Origin of the sequence: Streptomyces tatrensis, assembly GCF_049310065.1 — a bacterium.
Classification (GTDB): domain Bacteria; phylum Actinomycetota; class Actinomycetes; order Streptomycetales; family Streptomycetaceae; genus Streptomyces.
The window spans coordinates 5,297,336-5,323,525 of the sequence record NZ_JBMDLB010000011.1 but is presented as its reverse complement, the minus strand read 5'-3'; the positions used below and the strand labels follow the sequence as shown (position 1 = coordinate 5,323,525).

The 26,190-nt window shown below is 72.1% G+C and carries 21 protein-coding genes; 8 read left to right on the top strand and 13 right to left on the bottom strand.

Annotated features, from left to right (window positions below; translation table 11 throughout):
* Nucleotides 1–112: 112 nt before the first annotated feature.
* From ACODT5_RS40245 to bldG, 4 genes are all read right to left on the bottom strand, one after another.
* The gene (locus tag ACODT5_RS40245; protein WP_422523941.1) at nucleotides 113–679 is read right to left on the bottom strand and encodes a small secreted protein; all 567 of its coding nucleotides are present in this window, start codon (nucleotides 677–679) and stop codon (nucleotides 113–115) included.
* A 173-nt stretch (nucleotides 680–852) separates the two neighbouring features.
* Nucleotides 853–3,270: a sodium-translocating pyrophosphatase gene (locus tag ACODT5_RS40240; protein WP_422523940.1), complete on the bottom strand. Its 2,418-nt coding sequence runs from the start codon at nucleotides 3,268–3,270 to the stop codon at nucleotides 853–855.
* 658 nt (nucleotides 3,271–3,928) lie between these two features.
* Nucleotides 3,929–4,369: an ATP-binding protein gene (locus tag ACODT5_RS40235; protein WP_422523939.1), complete on the bottom strand. Its 441-nt coding sequence runs from the start codon at nucleotides 4,367–4,369 to the stop codon at nucleotides 3,929–3,931.
* Between the two features lie 101 nt (nucleotides 4,370–4,470).
* Nucleotides 4,471–4,812 (bottom strand): anti-sigma factor antagonist BldG, encoded by a 342-nt coding sequence (gene bldG, locus ACODT5_RS40230; protein WP_243339893.1) that lies wholly within the window; start codon nucleotides 4,810–4,812, stop codon nucleotides 4,471–4,473.
* Nucleotides 4,813–4,893: 81 nt separating this feature from the next.
* Between bldG and ACODT5_RS40225 the strand changes: the two genes are divergently transcribed.
* Nucleotides 4,894–7,365, top strand: a complete 2,472-nt coding sequence (locus ACODT5_RS40225) for a DEAD/DEAH box helicase (protein ID WP_422523938.1) — start codon at nucleotides 4,894–4,896, stop codon at nucleotides 7,363–7,365.
* A 589-nt stretch (nucleotides 7,366–7,954) separates the two neighbouring features.
* Here the strand turns inward: ACODT5_RS40225 and ACODT5_RS40220 are convergent.
* The 7 genes from ACODT5_RS40220 to ssd all read right to left on the bottom strand — a co-directional run bounded on the left by ACODT5_RS40220 (nucleotide 7,955) and on the right by ssd (nucleotide 13,030).
* Nucleotides 7,955–8,317, bottom strand: a complete 363-nt coding sequence (locus ACODT5_RS40220) for an Rv3654c family TadE-like protein (protein WP_422523937.1) — start codon at nucleotides 8,315–8,317, stop codon at nucleotides 7,955–7,957.
* Complete coding sequence (locus ACODT5_RS40215) at nucleotides 8,314–8,667, bottom strand: TadE family type IV pilus minor pilin (RefSeq protein WP_422523936.1); 354 nt, start codon at nucleotides 8,665–8,667, stop codon at nucleotides 8,314–8,316. The genes ACODT5_RS40220 and ACODT5_RS40215 overlap by 4 nt, the downstream gene beginning before the upstream one ends.
* A complete protein-coding gene (locus ACODT5_RS40210) occupies nucleotides 8,654–8,836 on the bottom strand; it encodes a DUF4244 domain-containing protein (RefSeq protein WP_422525174.1) in 183 nt (60 codons plus the stop codon). Before ACODT5_RS40210 ends, ACODT5_RS40215 begins: the two co-directional genes overlap by 14 nt.
* 195 nt (nucleotides 8,837–9,031) lie before the next feature.
* Nucleotides 9,032–9,808: a type II secretion system F family protein gene (locus ACODT5_RS40205; RefSeq protein WP_422523935.1), complete on the bottom strand. Its 777-nt coding sequence runs from the start codon at nucleotides 9,806–9,808 to the stop codon at nucleotides 9,032–9,034.
* Nucleotides 9,808–10,692, bottom strand: coding sequence for a type II secretion system F family protein (locus ACODT5_RS40200; protein ID WP_422523934.1), 885 nt, complete (start codon nucleotides 10,690–10,692; stop codon nucleotides 9,808–9,810). The genes ACODT5_RS40205 and ACODT5_RS40200 overlap by 1 nt, the downstream gene beginning before the upstream one ends.
* Entirely contained in the window at nucleotides 10,689–11,837 is a 1,149-nt protein-coding gene (locus ACODT5_RS40195; protein ID WP_385367412.1) for a TadA family conjugal transfer-associated ATPase, read from the bottom strand. Before ACODT5_RS40195 ends, ACODT5_RS40200 begins: the two co-directional genes overlap by 4 nt.
* Complete coding sequence (gene ssd / locus ACODT5_RS40190; RefSeq protein ID WP_422525173.1) at nucleotides 11,834–13,030, bottom strand: septum site-determining protein Ssd; 1,197 nt, start codon at nucleotides 13,028–13,030, stop codon at nucleotides 11,834–11,836. Before ssd ends, ACODT5_RS40195 begins: the two co-directional genes overlap by 4 nt.
* Nucleotides 13,031–13,523: 493 nt before the next feature.
* Here ssd and ACODT5_RS40185 point away from each other — a divergent pair, with 493 nt between their 5' ends.
* Nucleotides 13,524–14,393, top strand: a complete 870-nt coding sequence (locus ACODT5_RS40185; protein ID WP_385367410.1) for an HAD family hydrolase — start codon at nucleotides 13,524–13,526, stop codon at nucleotides 14,391–14,393.
* A 349-nt stretch (nucleotides 14,394–14,742) separates the two neighbouring features.
* Here the strand turns inward: ACODT5_RS40185 and ACODT5_RS40180 are convergent, their stop codons facing one another.
* Nucleotides 14,743–15,603 (bottom strand): Fic family protein, encoded by an 861-nt coding sequence (locus tag ACODT5_RS40180; RefSeq protein WP_422523933.1) that lies wholly within the window; start codon nucleotides 15,601–15,603, stop codon nucleotides 14,743–14,745.
* A 109-nt stretch (nucleotides 15,604–15,712) separates the two neighbouring features.
* Between ACODT5_RS40180 and ACODT5_RS40175 the strand changes: the two genes are divergently transcribed.
* A complete protein-coding gene (locus ACODT5_RS40175) occupies nucleotides 15,713–16,723 on the top strand; it encodes an ATP-binding protein (RefSeq protein WP_422523932.1) in 1,011 nt (336 codons plus the stop codon).
* Here ACODT5_RS40175 and ACODT5_RS40170 read toward each other — a convergent pair.
* Nucleotides 16,677–18,041 carry a polysaccharide deacetylase family protein gene (locus tag ACODT5_RS40170; protein ID WP_422523931.1) on the bottom strand — a complete coding sequence of 455 codons (1,365 nt, stop codon included), beginning with the start codon at nucleotides 18,039–18,041 and terminating at the stop codon, nucleotides 16,677–16,679. The genes ACODT5_RS40175 and ACODT5_RS40170 overlap by 47 nt on opposite strands.
* A gap of 235 nt (nucleotides 18,042–18,276) precedes the next feature.
* Between ACODT5_RS40170 and ACODT5_RS40165 the strand changes: the two genes are divergently transcribed.
* The 5 genes from ACODT5_RS40165 to ACODT5_RS40145 all read left to right on the top strand — a co-directional run bounded on the left by ACODT5_RS40165 (nucleotide 18,277) and on the right by ACODT5_RS40145 (nucleotide 26,091).
* The gene (locus ACODT5_RS40165; RefSeq protein ID WP_422523930.1) at nucleotides 18,277–20,703 is read left to right on the top strand and encodes a SulP family inorganic anion transporter; all 2,427 of its coding nucleotides are present in this window, start codon (nucleotides 18,277–18,279) and stop codon (nucleotides 20,701–20,703) included.
* A gap of 302 nt (nucleotides 20,704–21,005) precedes the next feature.
* Nucleotides 21,006–22,961, top strand: coding sequence for an acetate--CoA ligase (gene acs / locus ACODT5_RS40160; protein ID WP_422523929.1), 1,956 nt, complete (start codon nucleotides 21,006–21,008; stop codon nucleotides 22,959–22,961).
* Nucleotides 22,962–23,180: 219 nt separating this feature from the next.
* A complete protein-coding gene (nhaA, locus tag ACODT5_RS40155) occupies nucleotides 23,181–24,614 on the top strand; it encodes a Na+/H+ antiporter NhaA (protein ID WP_422523928.1) in 1,434 nt (477 codons plus the stop codon).
* Nucleotides 24,615–24,667: 53 nt separating this feature from the next.
* Entirely contained in the window at nucleotides 24,668–25,126 is a 459-nt protein-coding gene (locus ACODT5_RS40150; RefSeq protein WP_266906122.1) for a phage holin family protein, read from the top strand.
* The gene (locus ACODT5_RS40145; RefSeq protein WP_422523927.1) at nucleotides 25,123–26,091 is read left to right on the top strand and encodes an alpha/beta fold hydrolase; all 969 of its coding nucleotides are present in this window, start codon (nucleotides 25,123–25,125) and stop codon (nucleotides 26,089–26,091) included. The genes ACODT5_RS40150 and ACODT5_RS40145 overlap by 4 nt, the downstream gene beginning before the upstream one ends.
* The last annotated feature ends 99 nt before the right edge of the window (nucleotides 26,092–26,190 follow it).

Sequence of the window (26,190 nt, the reverse complement as noted above, 5' to 3'; positions counted from 1 at the left end):
TCCCCCGGCCCCTGTCTGCACACATGCGCCGGGGCGGCCGGGTTCCCGAAGGATCCCGGCCGCCCCGGTGGGTGCGGCGCCGCCGGCGAGCCGGCCGCGCGCGCGGCACGTCCTAAGACTGCGCCGGCGACGGAGTCGTCACCTGGCAGCCCTTCTGACTGTTCATCGCCTTGTCGAGCCCGCCCGCCTTGAGCTGGTCGAGGGCTTCCTTGCCGCCCTTGGTCGCTTCCTCCAGGCCGCCCGCGACCTCCTTGAGGCCCTCGGCGAACTTGCCCTGGTCCTTGGCGTCGAGGGCGTCCATCTTCGTCTTCAGGGCGGTGTAGCCCGCCGACGTCGACTCGAAGCCCATGACCGCGGCGGCCTGGGTCTTCTCCCCGTCCTTGACGGGCGGAACTCCCGCGTTCGTGAGGGCCGTACCCATCGCCTTGTACGACTCGGACATGGTCCCGAAGGCCGCCGAGTCGGTCGACTGGACCTCCTCGGGCTTGCTGCTCTCGGTCGCCACCCGCTTGATGTCGGCGTTCGCCTGCTCGATCTTCGTGAGCTCGGGCTGCCAGCTGTCGCAGACCTTCTTGGCCCAGGCGTCGGTCTTCTTGTCGCCGTCGTCCCCGCCGCAGCCGGACAGGACGAGCATCAGCACCGCAGCGCCCGATACCGCGGCCGCAAGCTTCTTGTTCACCGGATTGGTCCCTTCGAAGGCTCTCGGCCCGGAAGATACACGCCCACCATCCGGGAAACGCAAAGGCGGACGGACGGCGCGTCAGTCCGCGCCCCCCGTCCGCCGTTCGGGCGTACGGTCGAGTCGAGCCGGTTCGAAGCGGCTCGAGCCGGTTCAGACCCGCGACGGCCGTCTCAGGAAGAGACCGCCGCTGCCGGGTCGCCCTGCTGGCCCACCCGCTCGGCGGGCGCGCCCTCGCTCTCCCCGTCGTCGCCCACGGCGATGCCGCGGCGCTTGGAGATGTACACCGCGCCGACGATGACGCCGATCGAGAGGATCGCGACGATCGCCCGCACGGTCGGGCTGGCGTCGTCGCCGTAGCTGAACTGCACGATCGCGGGGGCGATCAGCAGCGCCACCAGGTTCATGACCTTGAGCAGCGGGTTGATGGCGGGACCGGCGGTGTCCTTGAACGGGTCGCCGACGGTGTCGCCGATGACGACGGCCTCGTGGGCCGCGCTGCCCTTGCCGCCGTGGTGCCCGTCCTCGACGAGCTTCTTCGCGTTGTCCCACGCGCCACCGGAGTTGGCGAGGAAGACCGCCATCAGGGTGCCGGTGCCGATCGCGCCGGCGAGGAAGGACCCGAGGGCTCCGACGCCGAGCGTGAACCCGACGGCGATCGGGGTGAGGACGGCGAGCAGCCCGGGCGTGGCGAGTTCGCGCAGCGCGTCCTTGGTGCAGATGTCCACGACGCGCCCGTACTCGGGCTTCTCGGTGTAGTCCATGATCCCGGGGTGCTCCCGGAACTGGCGGCGCACCTCGTAGACCACCGCACCCGCCGAGCGGGACACGGCGTTGATGGCGAGGCCGGAGAACAGGAACACGACGGCCGCGCCCAGGATCAGCCCGACCAGGTTGTTGGGCTGCGCGATGTCCAGGCTGAGGTTCATCTCCCCGGCCGTCTTGGCTCCGACCTCCTTGACCGCGTTCGCGATGGCGTCGTTGTACGAGCCGAAGAGCGCGGCCGCGGCGAGCACGGCCGTGGCGATCGCGATGCCCTTGGTGATGGCCTTGGTGGTGTTGCCCACCGCGTCCAGGTCGGTCAGCACCTGCGCGCCGGCGCCCTCGACGTCCCCGGACATCTCCGCGATGCCCTGGGCGTTGTCGGAGACCGGGCCGAAGGTGTCCATGGCGACGATGACGCCGACGGTGGTGAGCAGGCCGGTGCCGGCCAGGGCCACGGCGAAGAGCGCCAGCATGATCGAGGTGCCGCCGAGCAGGAACGCCCCGTACACGCCGAGGCCGATGAGCAGCGCCGTGTAGACGGCGGACTCCAGACCGATGGAGATGCCGGCGAGGATGACGGTGGCCGCGCCGGTCAGGGAGGACTTGCCGATGTCCCGGACGGGACGGCGGCTGGTCTCGGTGAAGTAGCCGGTGAGCTGCTGGATCAGGGCCGCGAGCACGATGCCGATGGCGACCGCGACCAGCGCCAGGATTCGCGGGTCGCCGGAGTGCCCGGAGATCGCGGCGTCCTCGACGCCGTTGAGCTCCTTGTAGGTGCCCGGCAGGTACGCGTAGACGGCGATGCCGACGAGGACCAGCGAGATGGCCGCGGAGATGAAGAATCCGCGGTTGATGGCGGTCATTCCGCTGCGGTCGGTACGCCGCGGGGAGACCGCGAAGATGCCGATCATGGCGGTGACGACCCCGATGGCGGGGACGATCAGCGGGAAGGCCAGGCCCAGGTCGCCGAAGGCGGCCTTGCCGAGGATGAGGGCCGCCACGAGGGTGACGGCGTACGACTCGAAGAGGTCGGCGGCCATTCCCGCGCAGTCTCCGACGTTGTCGCCCACGTTGTCGGCGATGGTCGCGGCATTGCGCGGGTCGTCCTCCGGAATGCCCTGCTCGACCTTGCCGACCAGGTCGGCGCCGACGTCGGCGGCCTTGGTGAAGATGCCGCCTCCGACACGCATGAACATCGCGATGAGCGCGGCACCGAGGCCGAAGCCCTCCAGGACCTTGGGCGCGTCGGCGGCGTAGACGAGCACGACGCAGGACGCGCCGAGCAGGCCGAGGCCGACGGTGAACATGCCCACCACGCCGCCGGTGCGGAACGCGATCCGCATGGCCTTGTGGGAGACCTCGGTCAGGTCCTTGGCGGGCTCGCCCTCGGCGGGGGTGGCCTCGCGCGCGGCGGCGGCGACGCGGACGTTGGCACGGACCGCGAGGCGCATGCCGATGTAGCCGGTGGCGGCCGAGAAGATGGCGCCGACGAGGAAGAAGGCGGAACGTCCCGCCCGCTGCGTCCAGTCGTCGGCGGGGAGCAGGAACAGCAGGAAGAACACGACGACGGCGAAGACGCCGAGCGTGCGGAGCTGCCGGCCGAGGTAGGCGTTGGCGCCTTCCTGGATAGCGGCGGCGATCTCCTTCATCTTGTCGGTTCCCTCGTCGGCGGCGAGGACCTGGCGGACCAGGATCTGCGCGACGACGAGTGCGGCGATGGCAACGGCCGCAATGATGATCACGATGAGCCGATTGTCATCCGTGAGTACTGCGGATGCCAGGTCAGTGGTGCGACCGGGCGCGATAGGGGTGAAGAGCCCCGTCATTCGTCCTCCTTGACGTGATGAGCTCAAGATGTGGACGGATTGTAGGGAGCGGGACCCGATCAAAACAGTGCGCAGGAAACGGAATTGGCCCGCACTTGCTCCTCACCAATAGATCTGGTCACTCCATTACCCTCGAAAGCGGTAACGGGGCAAAAGCATTGACGCTTGATCAGCGATCCGGAAAACCGCGAGAGAACCAGCGGAGAACGATCACGAAATGGATCTACGGGCACACGAAAGGCCCTGCTCGGCAGGGCCAGAATAAGATCAGAAGATACGTCGGCACGCGCGGCGGAACATCATCGGCGCCCACTCCCCCGGCGCCTCGGACGCCTTACCGGCACCCACCCGGTCCCCCGTCGCCGAAGGCCAGGACTCCGAGAACCGACCGCCGCGAAGCCCCGCGGGGGCAGGAAACCGGCCGGGAACCACGAAACCCCCGGGACGGGACGAGAACCCGCCGGGCAGCAAGAAGACCCGCCAGACGGCGCGAGGGTCACCCGGCGGGCAGCACGAAACCCCGGGTCGGGACACGGCCCCCAGGCCTCCCGGGCAGCACGAAAACCCGCCGGGCGGCACGAGGGCCACCCGGCGGGCACGAAGCGGTGGGGCGACCGGGCCGCGGCCGGCCACGGCCGGCTGAACCGGCTCCGGCCGGCTACGGCAGTTCGGAGGTCCCCGAGACGGGCCAGCTCATCCGGATGGTCCCGCCGTTCTCCCCGCTGATGACGTCGACGTCATCGACCAGGCCGCTGATCACGGCAAGGCCCATCTCGTCCTCGCCCTCGATGTCGGGGTCCAGAACGGCGTCGATTCCGGGCACGGCGGCAGACGGACCACCGGCCGGTCCGGGTACTTCGTCGCTGACCGCGATGGAGAACACCTTCTCCTCCTCGGTCAGCACCACCCGGACGGGCGCGGTCAGCCCGTTGGTGCGATGCAGTCCGACGGCACGCGAACAGGCCTCGCCCACGGCGAGGCGGACCTCGTCGAGGACGGCTTCCTCCACACCGGCCCGCCGCGCCACGGCGGCCGCGACCAGGCGGGCCGTCCGGACGTGTTCGGGCTGGGCGCTGAAGCGCAGTTCAACGGTGGCCATGCGCGTCCCCCTCGGACTACGGGCGTGCCTTACAGGGGCCCGGACCGCTTGTGGCCCGGTACCCCCCGCTCCATCTTCGGCCGTTTCGCCGCCGAGCGCCGTCAGTCGGTGGCGTTGACGGCGTCTTCCACCGAGTTGTGGATCGGAAACACCTTGGTGAGACCGGTGATTCGGAAGATCTTCAGGATGCGCTCCTGGTTGCACACCAGACGCAGCGAGCCCTCGTGCGCGCGAACGCGCTTGAGGCCTCCCACGAGCACACCAAGCCCGGTGGAGTCGAGGAAGTCCACTCGCTCCATGTCGACAACCAAGTGGTAGCTGCCGTCGTTCACCAACTCGACCAACTGCTCGCGCAGCTTGGGCGCGGTATACACATCAATCTCGCCACCGACCTCCACGACCGTACGGTCGCCGACAGTGCGAGTCGACAGGGACAGGTCCACGGATCCTCCAGCACCTTGCTATCGAGCGGCGCCCCCCAGGGGCCTCCCCACCCGAAGGTAGGCGAGGGATTGGCTGCCGCGATGGCATTCAATCACTTACCGGCAGGCGTGCACGACGCCTTCGGACCATTGTCCCGCACGCCGGTGACACACTCGCTTCCAATGGCCAACACTCACCGTCCCGGTCCGCCCACGGCACCCGAGGACGTCAGACCCACCCCCGGCACGGTCCTGGACCGGCTGTCACGGGGGCCTTCCCGGGCTGCGCGCATCACCCATACGGAGCACTTGCCCCCTCGGGAGGGTCGTCATGCGGTCTGGCCCGATCGCATCCGAACTGATGTCGTAGCCGCGATTGCCGCCGCCGGGATCGACCATCCGTGGGAACACCAGGCCGCGGCCGCCGAGCACGCCCTCGACGGGGAGTCCGTGGTCGTCGCCACGGGCACCGCCTCGGGCAAATCGCTGGCCTACCTCGCGCCCGTGCTCTCCGCCCTCGCCGACGGGGCCGAGGCGCCCAACGGCCGGGGCGCGACCGCCCTGTACCTGGCCCCGACCAAGGCCCTGGCCGCCGACCAGCGCCGCGCCGTACGGGAACTGGCCGGCCCCCTCGGCAACGCCGTACGGCCCGCCGTGTACGACGGGGACACCCCGGTCGAGGAGCGCGAGTGGGTGCGCCAGTACGCCAACTACGTCCTGACCAACCCCGACATGCTGCACCGCGGGATCCTCCCGGCCCACCCGCGCTGGTCCTCCTTCCTGCGGTCCCTGCGCTACGTCGTCATCGACGAGTGCCACACCTACCGGGGCGTCTTCGGCTCCCACGTCGCCCAGGTCCTGCGGCGGCTGCGCCGGCTGTGCGCCCGCTACGGCTCGGATCCCGTGTTCCTGCTGGCCTCCGCCACCGCGAGCGACCCGGCGACCGCCGCCTCCCGGCTGACCGGCCTGCCGGTGGTGGAGGTCTCCGACGACGCCTCCCCGCGCGGCGAGGTCGTCTTCGCCCTGTGGGAGCCGCCCCTGACCGACCTCAAGGGCGAGCGGGGCGCACCCGTACGGCGTACGGCCACCGCCGAGACCGCCGACCTCCTCACCGACCTGGTCGTCCAGGGCGTCCGCACGCTCGCCTTCGTCCGCTCCCGGCGCGGCGCCGAGCTGATCGCGGTCATCGCCCAAGAGAAGCTCGCCGCCGTGGACCGCTCGCTGCCCCGGCGGGTCGCGGCCTACCGCGGCGGCTACCTGCCCGAGGAGCGCCGGGCCCTGGAGCGGGCCCTGCACTCCGGGGACCTGCTCGGGCTGGCCGCGACGACCGCCCTGGAGCTGGGCGTGGACGTCTCCGGCCTCGACGCCGTCCTGATCACCGGCTACCCGGGCACCCGAGCCTCCCTGTGGCAGCAGGCCGGCCGGGCCGGACGCTCGGGCCAGGGCGCGCTGGCCGTCCTGATCGCCCGCGACGACCCGCTGGACACCTACCTGGTCCACCACCCCGAGGCCCTCTTCCAGCAGCCGGTGGAGGCCACGGTCCTGGACCCCGACAACCCGTACGTCCTGGCCCCGCACCTGTGCGCGGCCGCGGCCGAGCTGCCGCTCACGGAGCCCGACCTCGACCTCTTCGGCCCGGCCGCGCGCGACCTCCTCCCCCAGCTCGAAGCGGCGAAACTGCTGCGCCGCCGGGCCACCGCCTGGCACTGGACCCGCCGGGAACGGGCCTCGGACCTCACCGACATCCGGGGCGGCGGCGGGCGCCCGGTCCAGATCGTCGAGGCCGCCACGGGCAGGCTGCTGGGCACGGTCGACGAGGAGGCCTCCCACACCGCCGTCCACGACGGGGCGGTCCACCTCCACCAGGGCCGCACGTACCTCGTGAAGCACCTGGACCTGGAGGACTCCGTCGCGCTGGTCGAGGAGGCGAATCCGCCGTTCTCCACCACGGCCCGCGATACGACCGCCATCTCCGTCCTGGAGACCGAGACGGAGATCCCCTGGGGCCGGGGCAGACTCTGCTTCGGCTCCGTGGAGGTCACCAACCAGGTCGTCTCCTACCTGCGCCGCAAACTGATCACCGGCGAGGTGCTCGGCGAGGCCAAGCTGGACCTCCCGCCCCGCACCCTGCGCACCCGGGCCGTGTGGTGGACGGTCACCGAGGACCAGCTCGACGAGGCCCGGATCAACCCGGAGATCCTCGGCGGCGCCCTGCACGCCGCCGAGCACGCCTCCATCGGCCTGCTCCCGCTCTTCGCCACCTGCGACCGCTGGGACATCGGCGGGGTCTCCGTCCCGCTGCATCCCGACACCCTCCTCCCGACGGTCTTCGTCTACGACGGCCACCCGGGCGGAGCGGGCTTCGCCGAGCGCGCCTTCCACACGGCCCGCGCCTGGCTGACGGCGACCCGGGACGCGATCGCCGCCTGCGAGTGCGAGGCCGGCTGCCCGTCCTGCATCCAGTCCCCCAAATGCGGCAACGGCAACGACCCCCTGCACAAGCGCGGCGCCGTCCGCCTCCTCACCCACCTCCTCTCGGAATCCCCGACTCCCGACCCGCCTGAGCCCGCCTGAGCCCCTCAGGAGCACCCCCACCGGGCCCGGGCCCATCCGGACGCGCCCCGGCCCGTAGCCGCCGGTCCAGGGGCAGCGAGCAGCAACTCAGGCTTCGCGGGACCTCCGGCGATTGGCTTGATATCGCCCTTGGCACCACCCAGACCCCGCCGGCCCACCGAAACCGCCGGCCAGTACCCCGAACCACGCCCGGCCACCCCGGCCCGTCCCCGAACCACGCCCGGCCCCACCGGGCCCTCCGGGACCACACCCGGCCCCACCCGCCCCTCCCGGGAGGGGCTCCCGGGCAACCGCGGCCCGCGGTCCATGGCCCGGCACGGCCGCAGTCCCGGGGGTCCCCCCGGCCCCCGGGACCCGGCCCCCGGGGCCGAGGGCCGAGGGCCGGGGGCCGAGGGCCGAGGGCCGGGGGCCGGAGGACCGGGGGAACTGGGAACCGGGGGACCCGAAGGCCGGGGGGCCGGAGGACGGGGCCGGAGGACCGGGGGGCCGGAGGACGGGGCCGGAGGACCGGGGGGCCGGAGGACCGGGGCCGGAGGACCGGGGGAACCTCGGGACCTGGGACCGGGGGACCCCGCCGGTGGAGGCCCCCTCACTGGGGCTCCCCAGGCAGTGGCGGGCCCGCGCGGGAGCTCAGCTCCGGGCCGAAGGGGCCCGTCGGGGCGCGGGCGGTGACCTCCGCGACCTCTCCCGTCACGGTGCACCCGGTGACCCGCGCGCCCTGCGCCACCGCCACCCGTACCGCCGTGGCGCAGGCGGCCGCCGGGCCGTGGGCCCAGCTCGCCGCCGCCGCCAGGGCGGCCAGGTCGGCCGCCGCCGCGGCACGGTGCCGGGAGACCACCGCCTGCCCGAGCAGGAGCACCCCGCCGAACACCGCCACCAGCACGGTCGCCACCACGACCGCCCACACCGTGGCCGACCCCCGGTCCCGCGCGCCCGCACACGCCCCGGTCACGGCGGCGGCCCCACGGTGTCCTCTGCCAGGGCGGCGGCCAGGGCGGTGAGGCGGACCGGGAGCGCGGCCGGTCCCGGAGCGGGAGCCGAGACGCGGACCCGCCACAGGTCACCCGTCCGCGAGAGCTCCACCCGGGCCCCGGGCGGGGCGGCGGCCACGGCTGCCGCCACCGCCGCGCCCGCCGGCTCCGACCTGGCCGCCGCCCGGGCGCCGGCCCGAGCGGCGTCCACACACCGGATCTGCGCGGCTGCCGCCATCAGCGCCCACACCAGCAGTGCCGCGAACAGCACCAGCGCCGGAATCACCAGGGCCGCCTCCGCCGTCACATATCCGCGGTCAGAACGGCGCATCGAGCGCCTTCCCGATGGTCGACTGAAGTGCAGTCGAGACCAGTTCACTCGTCACCACCTTGTACAGAACGGCCGCGAACGCACACGCCGCGATCGTGCCCATGGCGTATTCGGATGTCGACATTCCTGCGTCGCCCCCACGCCCCTTCAGTCCCACCAGTCCCGCCATTGCCGCCCGCACGCGAATCCAGATGATCGACATGACAACCTCCCGTTGATTCAGCTTTTTGACGTGATCTCAGATCCCGGATTTCGGATCTTGGATGTCAGATGGTCATTTCAGGTGGCCTATTCGGTCGGCCATTCAGACGGCTCTTCAGATGCCCCCTCAAGCAGTCGTTCCGGTGGCCCTTCAGTCGGCCCTTCAGCCGGCGGAGAGGAGGCCGGAGGCCATGCCGATCACCACCGGTGCCACGCCCAGCGCGAGGAAGGCGGGGAGGAAGCACAGGCCCACCGGTGCGGTGACGAGGACCGCCGCCCGCTGCGCCCGGGCTCCCGCCCGGCGGGCGCGGTCCGCCCGGAGTGCCGACGCGAGGCGGGACACCGGTTCCGCGGCGGGCGCCCCGGTACGTGCGGAGCGCTCCAGGCATTCGGCCAGGGCCCGCGCCCCCGGTATCTCCGCCAACCTCCCCCACGCGGCGCCCGGTTCCCCGCCGAGCCGCAGCTCCGCACCGGCCATCGCCAGCCGTTCGCCCACCGGGCCGCCCAGCGACTCCCCCACCGCCTCGGCGGCGTCCACCGGCCCGGCTCCGGCAGCCAGGCACGCGGCCAACAGGTCTGCGGCGAACGGCAGCTGACGCTCCGCCTCCCCGAGGTCCACCCCCGTCGCCGGCCGTCGTCGCGCGAGCCACCTGCGCAGTGCGAAGCCCGCCGCGCAGCCGGTCACCGCGCCCGCGAGTCCGCCGATCAGCAGCCAGGCCGCCGCCAGCGCTCCGGCCGGCCCGGCCCAGGCCGTCACCACCGCCCGCAGCCGGGGCCCGGCCGGCCTCCGCCTGCGCGCGGCCTCCACCGGGAGCAGCCGGGTGAGCCGGCGCCGGGCCGCCCGCGCCCGGATGCGCGCGGCCACCGCCGACGCCGCCCACAGCGCCGCCGCCGCGAGGCACAGGGCCGTCCCCAGCCTGTGGATGGCGAAGCCGTCCATCACCGCTCCCCCACCCGTACGATCCGCCGGCACCACAGCAGCCCCAGCCCCTCCAGCACCGAGCCCGCCAGCAGGCAGCCCCACCCCACCGGCGTGTGCAGGAGCACCCGCAGCGGATCGGCCCCCAGCCCGGTGCCGATCAGCAGACCGACCCCCGGGAGCAGGGCGAGCACCGCCGTCGTCGATCTCGCTCCCGTGAGCTGGGCGCGCAGTGACTCCTCCCGGTCCCGCTCGGCCCGCAGGGCCCCTTCCAGCCGGTCCAGTCCGGCGGCCAGCCCGGCGCCGCCGTCCACCGAGACCCGCCAGCAGGCCGCCATCGCCGCCAGCCCCTCCGCGCCGGGCTCCCGCGCCGCCTGCCGCAGTGCTGCGGCCACATCCCCTCCGAAGGCGGCGGCCGCCAGGACCCCGACCTCCGCGGCTCCCGGCCCGCCGGGGCCGGACACCGTCCGGCGCATCGCCTCGGTCAGCGCCGGGCCGGGCTGCGCACCGGCGCGCAGCTCGCCCACCACCGCGCCGCACAGGGCCACCACTTCGGCGGCCCGCGCCGTCCGGGCCCGAGCCCGCTCCCCGGCCCGCAGCCACCGGCGCACCAGCGGCACGGCCGCCGCCCCCGCGAGCAGCGGGATCACCGACCCGCCCAGCAGTGCGAGCGCCAGCCCGGCCCCGAGGCAGGCCCACTCCCGGCCGCGCGCGGCCCGGACCCGCACTCCGGCCGCCAGCCGCTCCCAGGGCGCCGGTCCGGCCGGTACCGGCGGCCCGGCCCCGGCCAGCACCGCCCTGGCCCGCCGGGGCACCCGGTCGGCCCCGGCCAGCGCCCAGGCGGCCGCTCCGGCGCACAGCACCCCGGCGAACACCGGCAGCGCCGCCACCGCCCCGGCGCTCACCGGGCACCCGCGAGCAGCGGGCGCAGCCGCTCCCAGCCCCGGTCCCGTACGAACCCCCGGGCGCCCCAGCGCAGCGCCGGCACGGTGACCACGAGCCCGGCCGGGTCCCGCTCCAGGACGTGCACCTCGGCGACCCGGCGCCGGCCGGCCCGGTCCCGTACGAGGTGGACCACCAGGGTCAGGGCAGCCGCCAACTGGCTGTGCAGGGCGGCCCGGTCCAGCCCGGCGGCCGTCCCGAGGGCCTCCAGCCGGGCCGGCACGTGAGCGGCGGCATTCGCGTGGACCGTGCCGCAGCCGCCTTCGTGACCCGTGTTGAGGGCGGCCAGCAGGTCCGCGACCTCGGCGCCCCGGACCTCGCCGACGACGAGCCGGTCCGGCCTCATCCGCAGGGCCTGGCGGACCAGGTCGGCGAGGGTGACCTGGCCGGCGCCCTCCTGGTTGGCCGGCCGGGTCTCCAGCCGCACCACGTGCGGATGGTCGGGCCGCAGCTCGGCCGAGTCCTCGGCGAGCACGATCCGCTCCCCGGGGCCGACCAGCCCGAGCAGGGCGCTGAGCAGGGTGGTCTTGCCGGTGCCGGTCCCGCCCGAGACCAGGAAGGACAGCCGGGCCCGCACCATGTCCCGCAGCAGCCGCTGCCCGCCGGGCGGCAGCGTCCCCGCCGCGACCAGCTCCTCCAGCGTGAAGGCGCGCGGCCGCACCACCCGCAGGGACAGGCAGGCCGAGCCGACGGCCACCGGAGGCAGTACGGCGTGCAACCGGGTGCCGTCGGGCATCCGGGCGTCGACCCAGGGCCGGGCGTCATCGAGCCGGCGCCCGGCGACGGCTGCGAGCCGCTGAGCGAGCCTGCGCACGGCGGCGGCGTCGGCGAAGGTCACCCCGGTCAGCTCCAGCCCACCTCCGCGGTCCACCCACACCCGGTCGGGGGCCGCCACCAGGACGTCGGTGACCTCGGGGTCGGCGAGGAGCGCCTCCAGCGGGCCGGCGCCGACCAGTTCGGACCTCAGTTCCGCGGCGACGCCGAGCACTTCCGCGTCACCCAGCAGCCGGCCCTGGGCCCGCAGGGCCGCGGCCACCCGCGCCGGGGTGGGCTCCGCCCCGCTCTCGGCGAGGCTCTGGCGCACCGCGTCGAGGAGTACGGCGCTCATGCCGACACCCCCTGGGCGGAGCCGAGCGCGCGCTGCCAGAAGCCGTCGCAGAAGCGGGCCAGAGCGCCCCGACCGTGCGCCCCCGGGGGCTCCCCCTCGGCCACCCGGCCCGGAAGCCCCACCTCGACCGGCACTTCACCGGCCAGCGGCACCCCCAGCAGTCCGGCGACGGCCTCGGCGTCGAGTCCGCCGGGCGCGGGGCCCCGTACGACCACGCGGACGTCGCGGGCCACCATCCGGACTCCGGCGGACACCCGGCCGGCGGCGGCCACCGCCCGCAACTCGCCCCGCACCACCATCAGCACCAGGTCCAGCTGCGCGAGCACCTCGGCCACGGCTTCGTCGACCCGCCGCGGCAGGTCGACCACGACGACCCCGCCCCGGCGCCGCGCGGCGGCCACCACCGAGCGCATCGCGGCGGGCGGCACCACCACCCGCTCCCCGCGGTCCCAGCTGAGCACCCGCAGGGCGTGCAGCTCGGGCAGGGATTCGGCGAGGGCTCCGGCGCCGACCCGGCCGCGCGAGGCGGCGAAGTCGGGCCAGCGCAGTCCTTCGGCGGCTTCGCCTCCGAGGAGGACGTCCATACCGCCGCCGAGGGGGTCGCCGTCGATGAGGATGGTCCGCTCGCCGGCCCGGGCGGCCCGCAGGGCCAGGGCGCAGGCGAGGGTGGAGGCTCCGGCTCCGCCGCTGCCCCCGATCACCCCGACCGTGAGGGCGGGCCGCCCGGCCCCCTCCACCACATCGGCGATCCGGTCGACGAGCCTGCTCTCGGCGTCGGGGAGGGTCAGCACCTCCTCGGCGCCGATCTCCAGCGCCCGCTGCCACACGTGGGGGTCGTCCAGATCCCGGCCGACGAGGAAGACCCCGTCCCGCCGGGGTGCGCCGCGCACCCGCCGGGCGGCGTCGTCGCCGACCAGCACGAGCGGCGCCGATTCCCAGCCGACCCCCGCGACGCCCGCAGCACCCGCGACGCCCGCGGCCCCCGAGGCGCCCCCGCCACTCCCGTCGCCGTCCGCACGATCGGCTCCGCTTTGCTCGGGCACCGCATGGTGCACATGCGGCTCGGCCCCCGCGGCGGCGCACAGCCGCAGCAGGTCGTCGAGCAGCAGGGGGTCCTCGGTGATGATCAGCGGCCGTCCACCGGCGGGTACGGGCCCGCCCGCCCCGGGATTCGGCCTGTCCCCGCCCGCCACCGCGAGTTCCCGGACTTCACACGACTTCGATCCAGCCACGATCTCCGCCTCCTTCTCACCGCAAATCCAGCGCCGCGGACTTCGCGGCCGGAATCACCGTGACGGGATCGGGAAAAAGAAGTGGATCTTGCTCTAAAACCGTGGACAGCCGCCCCATTGTGAATAACTCACTCACCCCAACAGGTGAGTTCCAGAGCGCATCGGAACGACTACACAGCGTGACGAGTTGGAGGGGGTGAGGGCCTTCGACGCGCGGGCCCCTCGAAGACGAGGAGGTCCGAGGAATGATCACTTGGGGTCGAAAGCAGGGACGCAAACCGCGTCCGGACATGCGACGACCCCCGCCGGGGGGGAGAGCGGGGGTCGTCCCCACGGTCCGACTCGGGGGGGGGGAGGAGCCAGACCGGGTTAGCACGGTCGCGAACGATCCGTGACTTCCATGGTGTACCCGAGAGCCTTCTCAGGCAAACCCACGCGCCGCACTTTACGCCGAATGGTGGGCGCATATGCTCGGGTCGTGGAAAATCAGCCCTTGCCGCACTCCTTGCCTCGCACCGCAGCCTTCTTCGACCTGGACAAGACGGTCATTGCGAAGTCGAGCACTCTGACGTTCAGCAAGTCCTTCTACCAGGGCGGCCTGATCAACCGAAGGGCCGTGCTGCGCACCGCCTACACGCAGTTCATCTATCTGGCCGGCGGCGCCGACCACGATCAGATGGAACGGATGCGGGAGTACCTGTCCGCCCTCTGCAAGGGGTGGAACGTGCAACAGGTCCGGGAGATCGTCGCCGAGACCCTGCACGACCTCATCGACCCGCTGATCTACGACGAGGCCGCCTCCCTCATCGAGGCCCACCACACCGCGGGCCGCGACGTGGTGATCGTGTCCACCTCCGGAGCCGAGGTCGTCGAGCCCATCGGCGAGATGCTCGGCGCCGACCGGGTCGTCGCCACGCGGATGGTCGTGGGCGAGGACGGCTGTTTCACCGGCGAGATCGAGTACTACGCCTACGGCCCCACCAAGGCGGAGGCCGTACGGGAACTCGCGGAGTCCGAGGGGTACGACCTCTCGCGCTGCTACGCGTACAGCGACTCGGTCACCGACGTCCCGATGCTCGAGGCGGTCGGGCACCCGCACGCGGTCAACCCCGACCGGGCACTGCGGCGGGAGGCGGTGGCGCGCGAGTGGCCGGTGCTGGTGTTCAACCGGCCCGTCCGGCTGAAGCAGCGGCTGCCGGGACTGTCGATGCCGACGCGGCCGGCGCTGGTCGCCGCAGCAGCGGTGGGCGCGGCCGCGGCCACCGCCGGGCTGGTCTGGTACGCGAGCCGGCGGCGCGCTCTGGCCGCCGCCGCACCCCGCTGACCTGCGCGAACACCGGATGTCCGATACATCCGGAATCGCACCGGAAAGCAAAGAAATGCGGCCAGGGGTTTCGCTCCGCACCGAAGCGGAGTACAAATGAAGCAACGGCCCGCGAGACCAAAGAATATCCGAGAGGATCATCTTTAAAACGCAGTAAGGCCCACGGACCGAAGCATGAACGCCGAGCACCCACGCGACGTCGACCCGTCGATTACGGGCCAGCCGCACCAGGTTACGGGCAAAGTTCCCGACCTGATGGGCAATCATCGAGGACGCTTGGTAACTGGGCGTAAGTGCCAGCGGCGACACCAGAGCATTACGGTGTCGCCGCAACCCATGTCCGGATCCGTCAGGCCGCGCCGCGCTGGAGCGCCTCGCAGACCGCCGTGGACTCGCGGACCCCGAGCTCGACCGCCCGGCCGCAGTGCGCGATCCAGGCCGACATTCCCTCCGCCGTCCCGGAGACGTAGCCCTTGAAGGCCTCCACGTAGGCCTCCCGGCCCTGCTCCGCGTGGCCGACCTCCGCCGGGCAGATCGCCTTCGGGTCCAGCCCGCTGTTGATCAGTACGATCCGCTCCGCGGTACGCGCCACCAGGCCGTTGTACGAACCGAACGGACGCAGCGCGAGCAGCTCGCCGTGCACCACCGCCGCCGTGATCAGCGCCGGAGCGGAACCGCCCGCGATGATCAGGCCGGAGAGCCCGTCCAGCCGGCCCGCCACCTCCTGCGCGTCGGGCAGGGGCAGGTCGATCAGCGGCTCGTCCACCGGCTCGCCGGCCAGCCGGGGCCGGCCCACCACGTCGCCGTCGGCCGTGGAGCCCGAGGCCACCAGGTGGAGCCGCGCCAGGACCCGTAGCGGCGACTGGCGCCAGATGCTCAGCAGCTGGCCCGCCTCCGCCGTCAGGCGCAGGGCGGCGCCCACCGTGCGCGCCTGCGGCTCCGAGCCGAAGTCGCTCCGGCGGCGGACCTCCTCCAGCGCCCAGTCGGCCCCGGACAGCGCGGCGCTGCCGCGGGCCGCGCGCAGTGCGGCCTCCGAGGTGATCTCCCCGGCACGGCGGCGCATGACGCGGTGGCCGTAGACCCGGTCCACGGCCTTGCGTACGGAATCCACGGACTCGGCGACGCCCGGCAGACCGGCCAGCGGGGCGAGCGGATCGGCGGCGGCGGCTCCAGAAGAGGCCGAGGCGGCGGAAGCAGAGGCGCTACTCATAAGTAAGGAGCCTACGCACTGCTCCCCCATAGCACCGACCCCTCCTTGGAGTGGTCTTCTTCACTCAGGCATACAACACACAGCCACCGACCCACTACCCTTCGTGAACATGAAGATCGCTTTCGTGGGGAAGGGCGGCAGCGGCAAGACCACGCTGTCCTCCCTTTTCATCCGCCACCTCGCCTCCAATGAAGCCCGTGTTGTCGCGGTGGACGCCGACATCAACCAGCACCTGGGCACCGCGCTCGGACTCAGCGAGGACGACGCGGCCTCGCTGCCCGCGCTGGGCGCGCACCTGCCCCTCATCAAGGACTACCTGCGGGGCTCCAACCCGCGCATCGCCTCCGCCGACACGATGATCAAGACGACTCCGCCCGGCACCGGTTCCCGGCTGCTGCGTGTCGACGAGGACAACCCCGTCTACGACGCCTGCGCGCGCACCCTCACCCTCGACGGCGAGCCCGTGCGGCTGATGGCGACGGGGCCGTTCACCGAGTCCGACCTGGGCGTGGCCTGCTACCACTCCAAGGTCGGCGCGGTCGAGCTCTGCCTCAACCACCTCGCCGACGGCCCGGACGAGTACGTGGTCGTCGACATGACGGCCGGTTCGGACTCCTTCGCCTCCGGCATGTTCACCCGCTTCGACGTGACCTTCCTGGTCGCCGAACCGACCCGCAAGGGCATCTCCGTCTACCGCCAGTACAAGGAGTACGCGCGGGACTTCGGGATCACGCTCAAGGTCGTCGGCAACAAGGTGCAGGGGCCGGAGGACATCGAGTTCCTCCAGGACGAGGCAGGCGAGGACCTGCTGGTCACCGTCGGGCAGTCGGACTGGGTACGGGCGATGGAGAAGGGCCGCCCGGCCGCCTTCGAGCTGCTGGAGGCCACCAACCGGCTGGCCCTGCAGGCGCTCCAGGACGCCGCGGACGACTCCTACGCGCACCGCGACTGGGAGCGGTACACCGAGCAGATGGTCCACTTCCACCTGCGCAACGCGGAGAGCTGGGGCAACGCGAAGACCGGGATCGACCTGGCGGCACAGGTCGACCCCGGTTTCGTCCTGCGGGAGCTGCTCACTCCTCGTTCTGACTCGCTCCTGCCGGCTCCTCAGCCGGCTTGACCCCGGCGGGGGCGGCCGGCTTGGCCGGCGGCCCCGCCGTCAGGAAGGTGTTCCAGCCCGCCTTGGGCGCCTCGCCGACGTCCAGGGTGCGCATCCATTCCAGGGCCTTCGGGTCCTGGGCGTCCAGCCAGTCCACCAACTCGCGGAAGGGCACGCAGCGGACCTCCTTCTGCGTGCACATGGTCTTGATGGAGTCCTCGACGGCACGCATGTAGGTGCCGCCGTTCCAGGATTCGAAGTGGTTGCCGATGATCAGCGGCGCGCGGTTGCCCTGATAGGTCCGCTCGAAGGCCTTGACCAGGCCGTCACGCATCTGCTCGCCCCAGTACGCGTGCTGGGAGGGGTCGCCCTGCGTGGTCGTACCGGACTGGTTGACCAGGTAGTTGTAGTCCATGCTGAGCGTCTCGAAGGCGCGGCCCGGCATGGGGACCAGCTGGAGCGGGATGTCCCAGAGGCCGTCCGTCTTCTTCGGCCAGATCTGCTTGCTGATGCCGCTGGAGTCGTAGCGGAAGCCGCCCATCTCCTTCGCCGCCAGCATGAAGTTCTTCTGGCCTTCGAGGCAGGGGGTGCGGGCCCCGATCATCTCCTTGTCGTAGTCGAACGGGAGCGCCTCCATGCCCTTGAGGGCGGGCGAGTTCGTCTTCCAGTTCTTGACGAACGACTTCGCCTGGTTGATCTCGCTCTTCCACTCCCCCACGGACCAGGTCCCGACGCCGCCCTCGGGTCCGCAGAAGTGGCCGTTGAAGTGGGTGCCGATCTCGTTGCCCTCCAGCCAGGCCCCGCGCACCTGCTCGGCGGTGTCCTTGATGCCCTGGGGGTCGCCGAAGCCGATGTCGGAACGGCCCGCGGAGTGCTGGGGCGCCGTATAGAGGGAACGCTTCTCCTCCGGGAGCATGTACACGCCGCTGAGGAAGTACGTCATACGGGCGTTGTACTTCTTGCCCACCTCGCGGAAGTGCGAGAAGAGCTTCTGGCTGTCCTCTCCCGCACCGTCCCACGAATAGACGACGAACTGCGGCGGCTTCTCGCCGGGCTTCAGCTTCTCCGCCTTCCGTACGTTCGGCTGCAGGCCCGTGTACGAGGTCGAGCCGTCCCCGATGAGCCGCTTGACGCTGCCCGGGGCCGGGCCTTCCGGCGCGGCCGCGCCCTTCTTGGCCGCCTGGGCTCCGGGGGCCGGACGGCCGGCGGGCTCCGAGGTGCTGCACCCGGCCACTGCCAGGACCAGCGCGGTGGCGACCAGACCGCCGCCGATCCCCTTCGACGCGGCCTTCTTCGCGGCGCCCCTCTTCGTGGCGCCCCTCTTCGTCGTGGCAGTCATCCGCCGCACCTCTTCCCTCGCAGTTCCGTCGCAGGACTTCCGCGCCGCAACGTCCCATGCGGTCCGTTTTAAGGAAGGTGTGACAAGCCGGACTAAATGCCTATTCACTCGTGGGCGCTAATTTCTAGGCCATTTGCCCGTATTACCTACCACTAGTCTTTACTCTCCATTACCGTTCGTTTACCGAGTGTTGATAATCCCGCCGCTTCACCCCTCCCCCGAGGAGACGGGACCTATGACGAGCACCCCCACCACCACCTCCCCTCCGCCCGCCGGGAGAGCCTCCTCCTCCGACCTCTCCGCCGACCTCTCCGCCTCCATCGCCGTCTTCCTGATCGCCCTGCCGCTCTCCCTCGGCATCGCCCTGGCCACCGGAGCCCCGCTCCAGGCGGGGCTCGTCGCGGCGGCGGTCGGCGGGATCGTGGCCGGACGCCTCGGCGGAGCACCCCTCCAGGTGAGCGGCCCCGCGGCCGGACTCACCGTCGTCACCGCCGAGTTGATCCAGCACTACGGCTGGCGCACCACCTGCGCCATCACGGTCCTCGCGGGCTGCTGCCAGCTCGGCCTCGCCGCGCTGCGGACCGCCCGGTCCGCGCTGATGGTCAGCCCGGCCATCGTCCACGGCATGCTCGCGGGCATCGGCGTGACGATCGCCCTGGCGCAGCTGCACATCGTGCTCGGCGGCACCCCGCAGAGCTCCGCCGTGGCCAATGTCCAGGGACTTCCCGCCCAGTTGGCCGACCTGCACCCCGTCGCGCTCGGGATCAGCGTGCTCACGCTGGTCGTGCTGCTCGGCTGGCCCCGGCTGCCCGGCCGGGTCGGCAAGGCGCTGCGCAAGGTGCCGGCCGCGCTCGCCGCCGTCGCCACCGCGACGGCCTTCGCGGCCCTCGCCGGGCTCTCCCTGCCCCGCGTCGACCTGCCGTCCTGGCGCAGCCACGCGCTGCCCGAGCTGCCCGAGGGTCCGGTGCTCGGCATCATCGCCGCGGTGCTGACCATCACCCTGGTCGGCAGTGTGGAGTCGCTGCTCTCGGCGGTGGCCACCGACAAGCTGATCGCCTCCGAGCGGACCACGGGCAAGCGTCCCGCCCGGGCCGACCTGAACCGCGAACTGCGCGGCCAGGGCGCGGCGAACATCGTCTCGGGCGCCCTGGGCGGACTGCCCATCACGGGCGTCGCGGTCCGCAGCGTGGCCAACGTCAAGTCCGGCGCCGTGAGCCGGAGGTCGTCCATGCTGCACGGCTTCTGGGTCCTGCTCGCCGCCGGACTGCTCGTGCCGGTCCTCGACCTGATCCCGCTCGCCGCGCTCGCCGCACTGGTGATGGCGGTCGGCGTGCAGATGGTGAGCGCCACGCACCTGCGCACCGTCACCCGGCACCGCGAGTTCCTCGTCTACGCCACGACCATCGTGGCCGTGGTGCTCGGCGGAGTCCTGGAGGGCGTCGCCATCGGCATCGCGATGGCCGTCGCCCTGGCCCTGCACCGTCTGGCCCGGACCCGGATCACCGTCGAGCAGCTCGACAGCGGGGTCCACCGGGTGTGGGCGCGTGGGCAGTTGACCTTCCTCGCCGTACCGCGGCTGAGCCGGGTGCTCAACCAGATCCCGGGCAACGGCCACGCCGTCATCGAGCTGGACGGCTCGTTCATGGACCACGCCGCCTACGAGACCCTCCAGGACTGGCGGAACTCCCATCTGGCGCACGGGGGCTCGCTGGAGGTCACCGGCCGGCCCGGGGCCAGGATCTCCGGATCCGACCAGCAGGACCAGCCGGACCAGCCGACGCGGGCCGAGTGGGCCCGGCTCGCGGAGCGGGCCCATCGGGGTGCGCAGCGCGGGGACCACCAGTGCTGCCGTCCCTGGACGCCGTGGCAGAACCACTGCGACCACCGCGCCACGGGTTCCAGTACGGCCCCGGAGGCCGACGCGAGTACGGCCGCGCTCTCCCTGCCCCTCGCGGTCACCACGCCGGTGGCGGCCCGCGGACGCGGCGCCGGTCAACTGGCCAACGGCATCAGCGCCTTCCAGCGGGACACGGCTCCGCACGTCCGCGAGGAGCTGGCCCGGCTGGCCCGGGAGGGGCAGCGGCCCTCGCAGCTCTTCCTCACCTGCGCGGACTCCCGCCTGGTGACCAGCATGATCACGGCCAGCGGCCCCGGGGACCTGTTCACGGTGCGCAACGTCGGCAATCTCGTCCCGCTCCCGGGGGCCGAGTCCACGGACGATTCGGTCGCGGCGGCCATCGAGTACGCCGTGGACGTCCTGAAGGTGGACAGCATCACCGTGTGCGGGCATTCGGGGTGCGGGGCCATGCAGGCGCTGCTCAGCTCGGCGCCCGGGGTGCCGATGACCCCGCTGCGGCGGTGGCTGCGGCACGGGCTGCCGAGCCTGGAGCGGATGGCCAGCCGCCATCACGCCTGGGCGCGGATCTCCGGGCGGCTGCCGGCCGACGCCGTGGAGCAGCTGTGCCTGACCAATGTGGTGCAGCAGCTGGAGCACCTGAGGGCGCACGAATCGGTGGCCCGGCGGCTCGCCGAGGGCACGCTGGAGCTGCACGGGATGTACTTCCACGTCGGCGAGGCGCAGGCCTACCTGCTGTCGGAGGGGGAGGACTTCTTCGACTGCCGGGTCTTCGACACCGTCGCCTCGGGCGCGCTGCGCGCCTGAACGGCCAAGCGGCTGAACCGCCAGGCGACTCACCGGCCAAGCGGCTCAGCAGCCGAGCGGCCGAACGGGTAGACCCCCTCCGAGCGGGAGCCTTGAACCGATACCCTCCCGTATCCGTGCCACTCAGTGGCCCCTTCCCGCACCCTGCGGCGGGAGGGGGCCACTCGCGCGTGGGCCCGGCCGGGGTAATAGGTCTACACCAATTCACGGCAACCTCTTGTCACCCGGGCCATTGACTGATGAGCTATGCCCGGGGACACAACCGGGGACACAACGGACACCCTGGGAAAGGGAGATGCGTCGTGAGCAATGAAAGCCTGGCCAATCTGCTCAAGGAGGAGCGGCGGTTCGCACCGCCCGCCGATCTGGCCGCCGCCGCCAATGTGACTGAGGCTGCGTACGCACAGGCCGACGCGGACCGGCTGGGCTTCTGGGCCGAGCAGGCGCGTCGGCTGAGCTGGGACACCGAGCCCACCGAGACGCTCGACTGGAGCAACCCGCCCTTCGCGAAGTGGTTCGCGGACGGCAAGCTGAACGTCGCGTACAACTGCGTGGACCGCCACGTCGAGGCCGGCAACGGCGACCGCGTCGCCATCCACTTCGAGGGCGAGCCCGGCGACAGCCGCTCGATCACCTACGCCGAGCTCAAGGACGAGGTCTCCAAGGCCGCCAACGCCCTGACCGAGCTGGGCGTCGAGGCCGGCGACCGCGTCGCCGTCTACCTGCCGATGATCCCCGAGGCCGTCGTCGCGATGCTCGCGTGCGCCCGCGTCGGCGCCGCGCACTCCGTGGTCTTCGGCGGTTTCTCCGCCGACGCCGTCGCCTCCCGCATCCAGGACGCCGACGCGAAGCTGGTCATCACCTCCGACGGCGGCTACCGCCGGGGCAAGCCCTCCGCCCTGAAGCCCGCCATCGACGAGGCCGTCGCCAAGTGCCCGCAGGTCGAGCATGTGCTCGTGGTGCGCCGCACCGGCCAGGACACCGCCTTCACCGAGGGCCGGGACGTCTGGTGGCACGAGATCGTCGAGCGCCAGAGCGCCGAGCACGCGCCGCAGGCCTTCGACGCCGAGCACCCGCTCTTCATCCTCTACACCTCGGGGACCACGGGTAAGCCCAAGGGCATCCTGCACACCTCCGGCGGCTACCTCACGCAGGCCTCGTACACCCACCACGCGGTGTTCGACCTGAAGCCGGAGAGCGACGTCTACTGGTGCACCGCCGACATCGGCTGGGTGACCGGGCACTCCTACATCGTCTACGGGCCGCTCGCCAACGGCGCCACCCAGGTGATGTACGAGGGCACGCCGGACACCCCGCACCAGGGCCGGTTCTGGGAGGTCGTGCAGAAGTACGGCGTCACCATCCTCTACACCGCGCCGACCGCGATCCGTACGTTCATGAAGTGGGGCGACGACATCCCCGCGAAGTTCGACCTCTCGAGCCTGCGCGTCCTGGGCTCGGTCGGCGAGCCGATCAACCCCGAGGCCTGGATCTGGTACCGCAAGCACATCGGCGGCGACCGCTGCCCGATCGTGGACACGTGGTGGCAGACCGAGACCGGCGCGATGATGATCTCCCCGCTGCCCGGCGTCACGGAGACCAAGCCCGGTTCGGCCCAGCGCGCGCTGCCCGGAATCGCCGCCACCGTCGTGGACGACGAGGCGAACGAGGTCCCGAACGGCGGAGGCGGCTACCTGGTCCTCACCGAGCCGTGGCCCTCCATGCTGCGCACCATCTGGGGCGACGACCAGCGCTACATCGACACGTACTGGTCTCGCTTCGAGGGCAAGTACTTCGCGGGCGACGGCGCCAAGAAGGACGAGGACGGCGACATCTGGCTCCTCGGCCGCGTCGACGACGTCATGCTGGTCTCCGGCCACAACATCTCGACCACCGAGGTGGAGTCGGCGCTCGTCTCGCACCCCTCGGTCGCCGAGGCGGCGGTCGTCGGCGCGGCCGACGAGACCACCGGCCAGGCCATCGTGGCCTTCGTCATCCTGCGCGGCAGCGCCTCCGAGACGGACACGCTGGTCGCGGAGCTCCGCAACCACGTGGGTGCCACCCTCGGCCCGATCGCCAAGCCGAAGCGGATCCTGCCGGTGCAGGAGCTGCCGAAGACCCGTTCGGGCAAGATCATGCGCCGTCTGCTGCGCGACGTGGCCGAGAACCGCGCGGTCGGTGACGTCACCACGCTCGCGGACTCCTCCGTCATGGACCTGATCCAGAGCAAGCTGCCGGCCGCCGGCAGCGAGGACTGAGGCAGCGTCCGGCGGTAGCCGTACGACACGGTGAAAGGGGCATCCGGCGCGGCGCGCCGGATGCCCCTTTCGCACATAAAGTGACGATCACCGGATACGCCCATGCGTACACCCTGTAAAGTATTAGACGATTAAAGAATTACTCCACAGGGTGCGCCGGGAAGTCTGGTCGGCAACGTGCTTCGCCATGCCGTCCAACCCACCCCGGAGGTGCCTCCCGTGGCCGCGCCCACCCCCACCGACAGCCAGAACCGCAAGCTCCTCGGCCGCCTCTCGCTGCCCGAGCGCCGCTTCGTGGCCGACGCCCTGCGCGCCGAGACGGTCGGCGGCGTCCTCCTCCTCGTGGCCGCGATCGCCGCACTCATCTGGGCGAACGTGCCCGCCATCTCGGCGAGCTACGACAGCGTCCGCTCCTTCCACATCGGGCCCGCCTCCCTCGGCCTGGACCTTTCGCTCCAGCACTGGGCGGCCGACGGCCTGCTCGCCATCTTCTTCTTCGTCGCCGGCATCGAGCTCAAGCGCGAGCTCGTCGCGGGCGACCTGCGCGACGCCAAGGCGGCCGCGCTCCCGGTGATCGCCGCGATCTGCGGCATGGCCGTGCCCGCGCTGGTCTACGTACTGACCAACGTGCTCGGCAACGGCTCGACGGACGGCTGGGCGGTCCCGACCGCCACCGACATCGCCTTCGCCCTCGCCGTCCTCGCCGTCATCGGCACCTCGCTGCCGTCCGCCCTGCGCGCGTTCCTGCTGACCCTGGCCGTCGTCGACGACCTGTTCGCCATCATGATCATCGCGGTGTTCTTCACCAGCGAGATCAACTTCCTGGCGCTCGGCGGCGCGGTCGCCGGCCTGGTCCTCTTCTGGTTCCTGCTCCGCGTGAACGTGCGCGGCTGGTACGTCTACGTCCCGCTCGCCCTGGTCATCTGGGGCCTGATGTACAACAGCGGCGTCCACGCCACCATCGCCGGCGTCGCCATGGGCCTGATGCTGCGCTGCCACCGCAAGGAGGGCGAGGAGCACTCCCCCGGCGAGCACATCGAGCACATGGTCCGGCCGCTCTCGGCCGGTCTGGCCGTCCCGCTCTTCGCCCTGTTCTCGGCCGGCGTCTCCCTCTCCGACGAGTCCATCGGCCAGGTCTTCACCCGGCCCGAGCCCCTCGGCGTGGTCCTCGGCCTCGTCGTCGGCAAGACGCTCGGCATCTTCGGCGGCACCTGGCTCGCCGCCCGCTTCACCAAGGCGGAACTCAACGACGACCTGGCCTGGCCGGACGTCTTCGCCGTCGCCTCGCTCGCCGGCATCGGCTTCACCGTCTCGCTGCTGATCGGGGAACTGGCCTTCACGGACGACCCCGTCCTCACCGACGAGATCAAGGCCGCCGTGCTGATCGGCTCGCTCATCGCCGCCGTCATCGCGTGCGTCCTGCTGAAGATGCGCAACCGGAAGTACAAGGCGCTCATCGAGGACGAGGAGCGCGATGACGACCTCGACGGCATCCCCGACATCTACGAGCAGGACAAGCCGGACTACCACCTGCGGATGGCGAAGATCTACGAGGCCAAGGCCGCGGAGCACCTGCGCAGGGCGGAGGAGGCCGCGATCGCCGCGGCCGAAGCTCCGGGCGGGTCCAGCGCCGACGACGGCCGTCCGGCATGATCTGACCTGACGACAGGACAGCCGTCGCAGTCGGACGACAGAGGGAGAGAGCGATGAGCGCAGTGGACCAAGGGGCCCCAGGAGCCGAGCGCACACTCGGCCAGCTGGTCGCCTCGGCCACCGCCGAGATGTCCGCCCTGGTGCACGACGAGATCGCCCTCGCCAAGGTGGAGATCAAGCAGGACGTCAAGCGCGCGGGCATCGGCAGCGGCGCCGCCATCGTCGCCGGCGTGCTCCTCCTCTTCTCGCTGCCGGTGCTGAGCTTCGCCGCGGCGTACGGGATCCACAACCTCGGGCTCGGGCTGGCCTGGTCCTTCCTGATCGTCGGGGTGGCGTTCTGGCTGCTCGCGGGCGTGATCGGGCTGATCGCCATGGCGAAGTTCAAGAAGATCAAGCCGCCGGTGAAGACCATCGCCTCGGTCAAGGAGACGGCGGCCCTCGTCGGCACCGTCAAGCCCCACGCCCGGTCGGTCAGTGACAACGCCGTGGGTGTGGCACGCTCGTCTTCATGACAGCCCCCTCGTCCGATTCCGGCACGTTCGCCACGCCCCCCACCGCCGCCACGGCGGTCCGGATCGCCATCCCCGGCGGGCGCGAAGTGACGCACCGGGACGTCGCGGCCAACGGGGCGCGGTTCCACGTCGCCGAGCTGGGTGACGGGCCGCTGGTGCTGCTCCTGCACGGCTTCCCGCAGTTCTGGTGGACGTGGCGGCACCAGATGACCGCGCTGGCCGACGCGGGCTACCGGGCGGTCGCGATGGACCTGCGCGGCGTGGGCGGCAGCGACCGCACCCCGCGCGGCTACGACCCGGCCAACCTGGCGCTCGACATCACCGGGGTCGTACGGTCCCTCGGCGAGCCCGACGCCGCCCTCGTCGGGCACGATCTGGGCGGCTACCTCGCCTGGACGGCGGCGGTGATGCGACCCAAGCTGGTGCGCCGGCTGGTCGTGTCCTCGATGCCGCACCCGCGCCGGTGGCGCTCCGCGATGCTGTCCGACTTCGGACAGACCCGCGCCAGTTCGCACATCTGGGGCTTCCAGCGGCCGTTCGTGCCCGAGCGTCAGCTCGTCGCCGACGACGGGGCGCTCGTCGGCGAACTGATCCGCGACTGGTCGGGCCCCCGGCTCCCCGAGGAGGACGACATCGCGGTGTACCAGCGCGCGATGTGCATCCCCTCCACCGCACACTGCTCGGTCGAGCCGTACCGCTGGATGATGCGGTCCATGGCCCGGCCCGACGGCCTGCAGTTCAACCGGCGCATGAAGCGGCCGGTGCGGGTGCCGACGCTGCACCTGCACGGCTCGCTCGATCCGGTGATGCGCACGCGGAGCGCCGCGGGGTCCGGGCAGTACGTCGAAGCCCCGTACCGCTGGCGGCTCTTCGACGGGCTCGGGCACTTCCCGCACGAGGAGGACCCGGTGGCGTTCTCGACCGAGCTGGTCAACTGGCTGAAGGATCCCGAGCCGGACCGCTGAGCGGACAGTCGCTTATATGACAAGCATTCAATTGCCTGGCGCATAGGCCAATTGGCCGCCCCGAAGGCGATTACCGACCTTGGGCCCCGGGCACAGCTC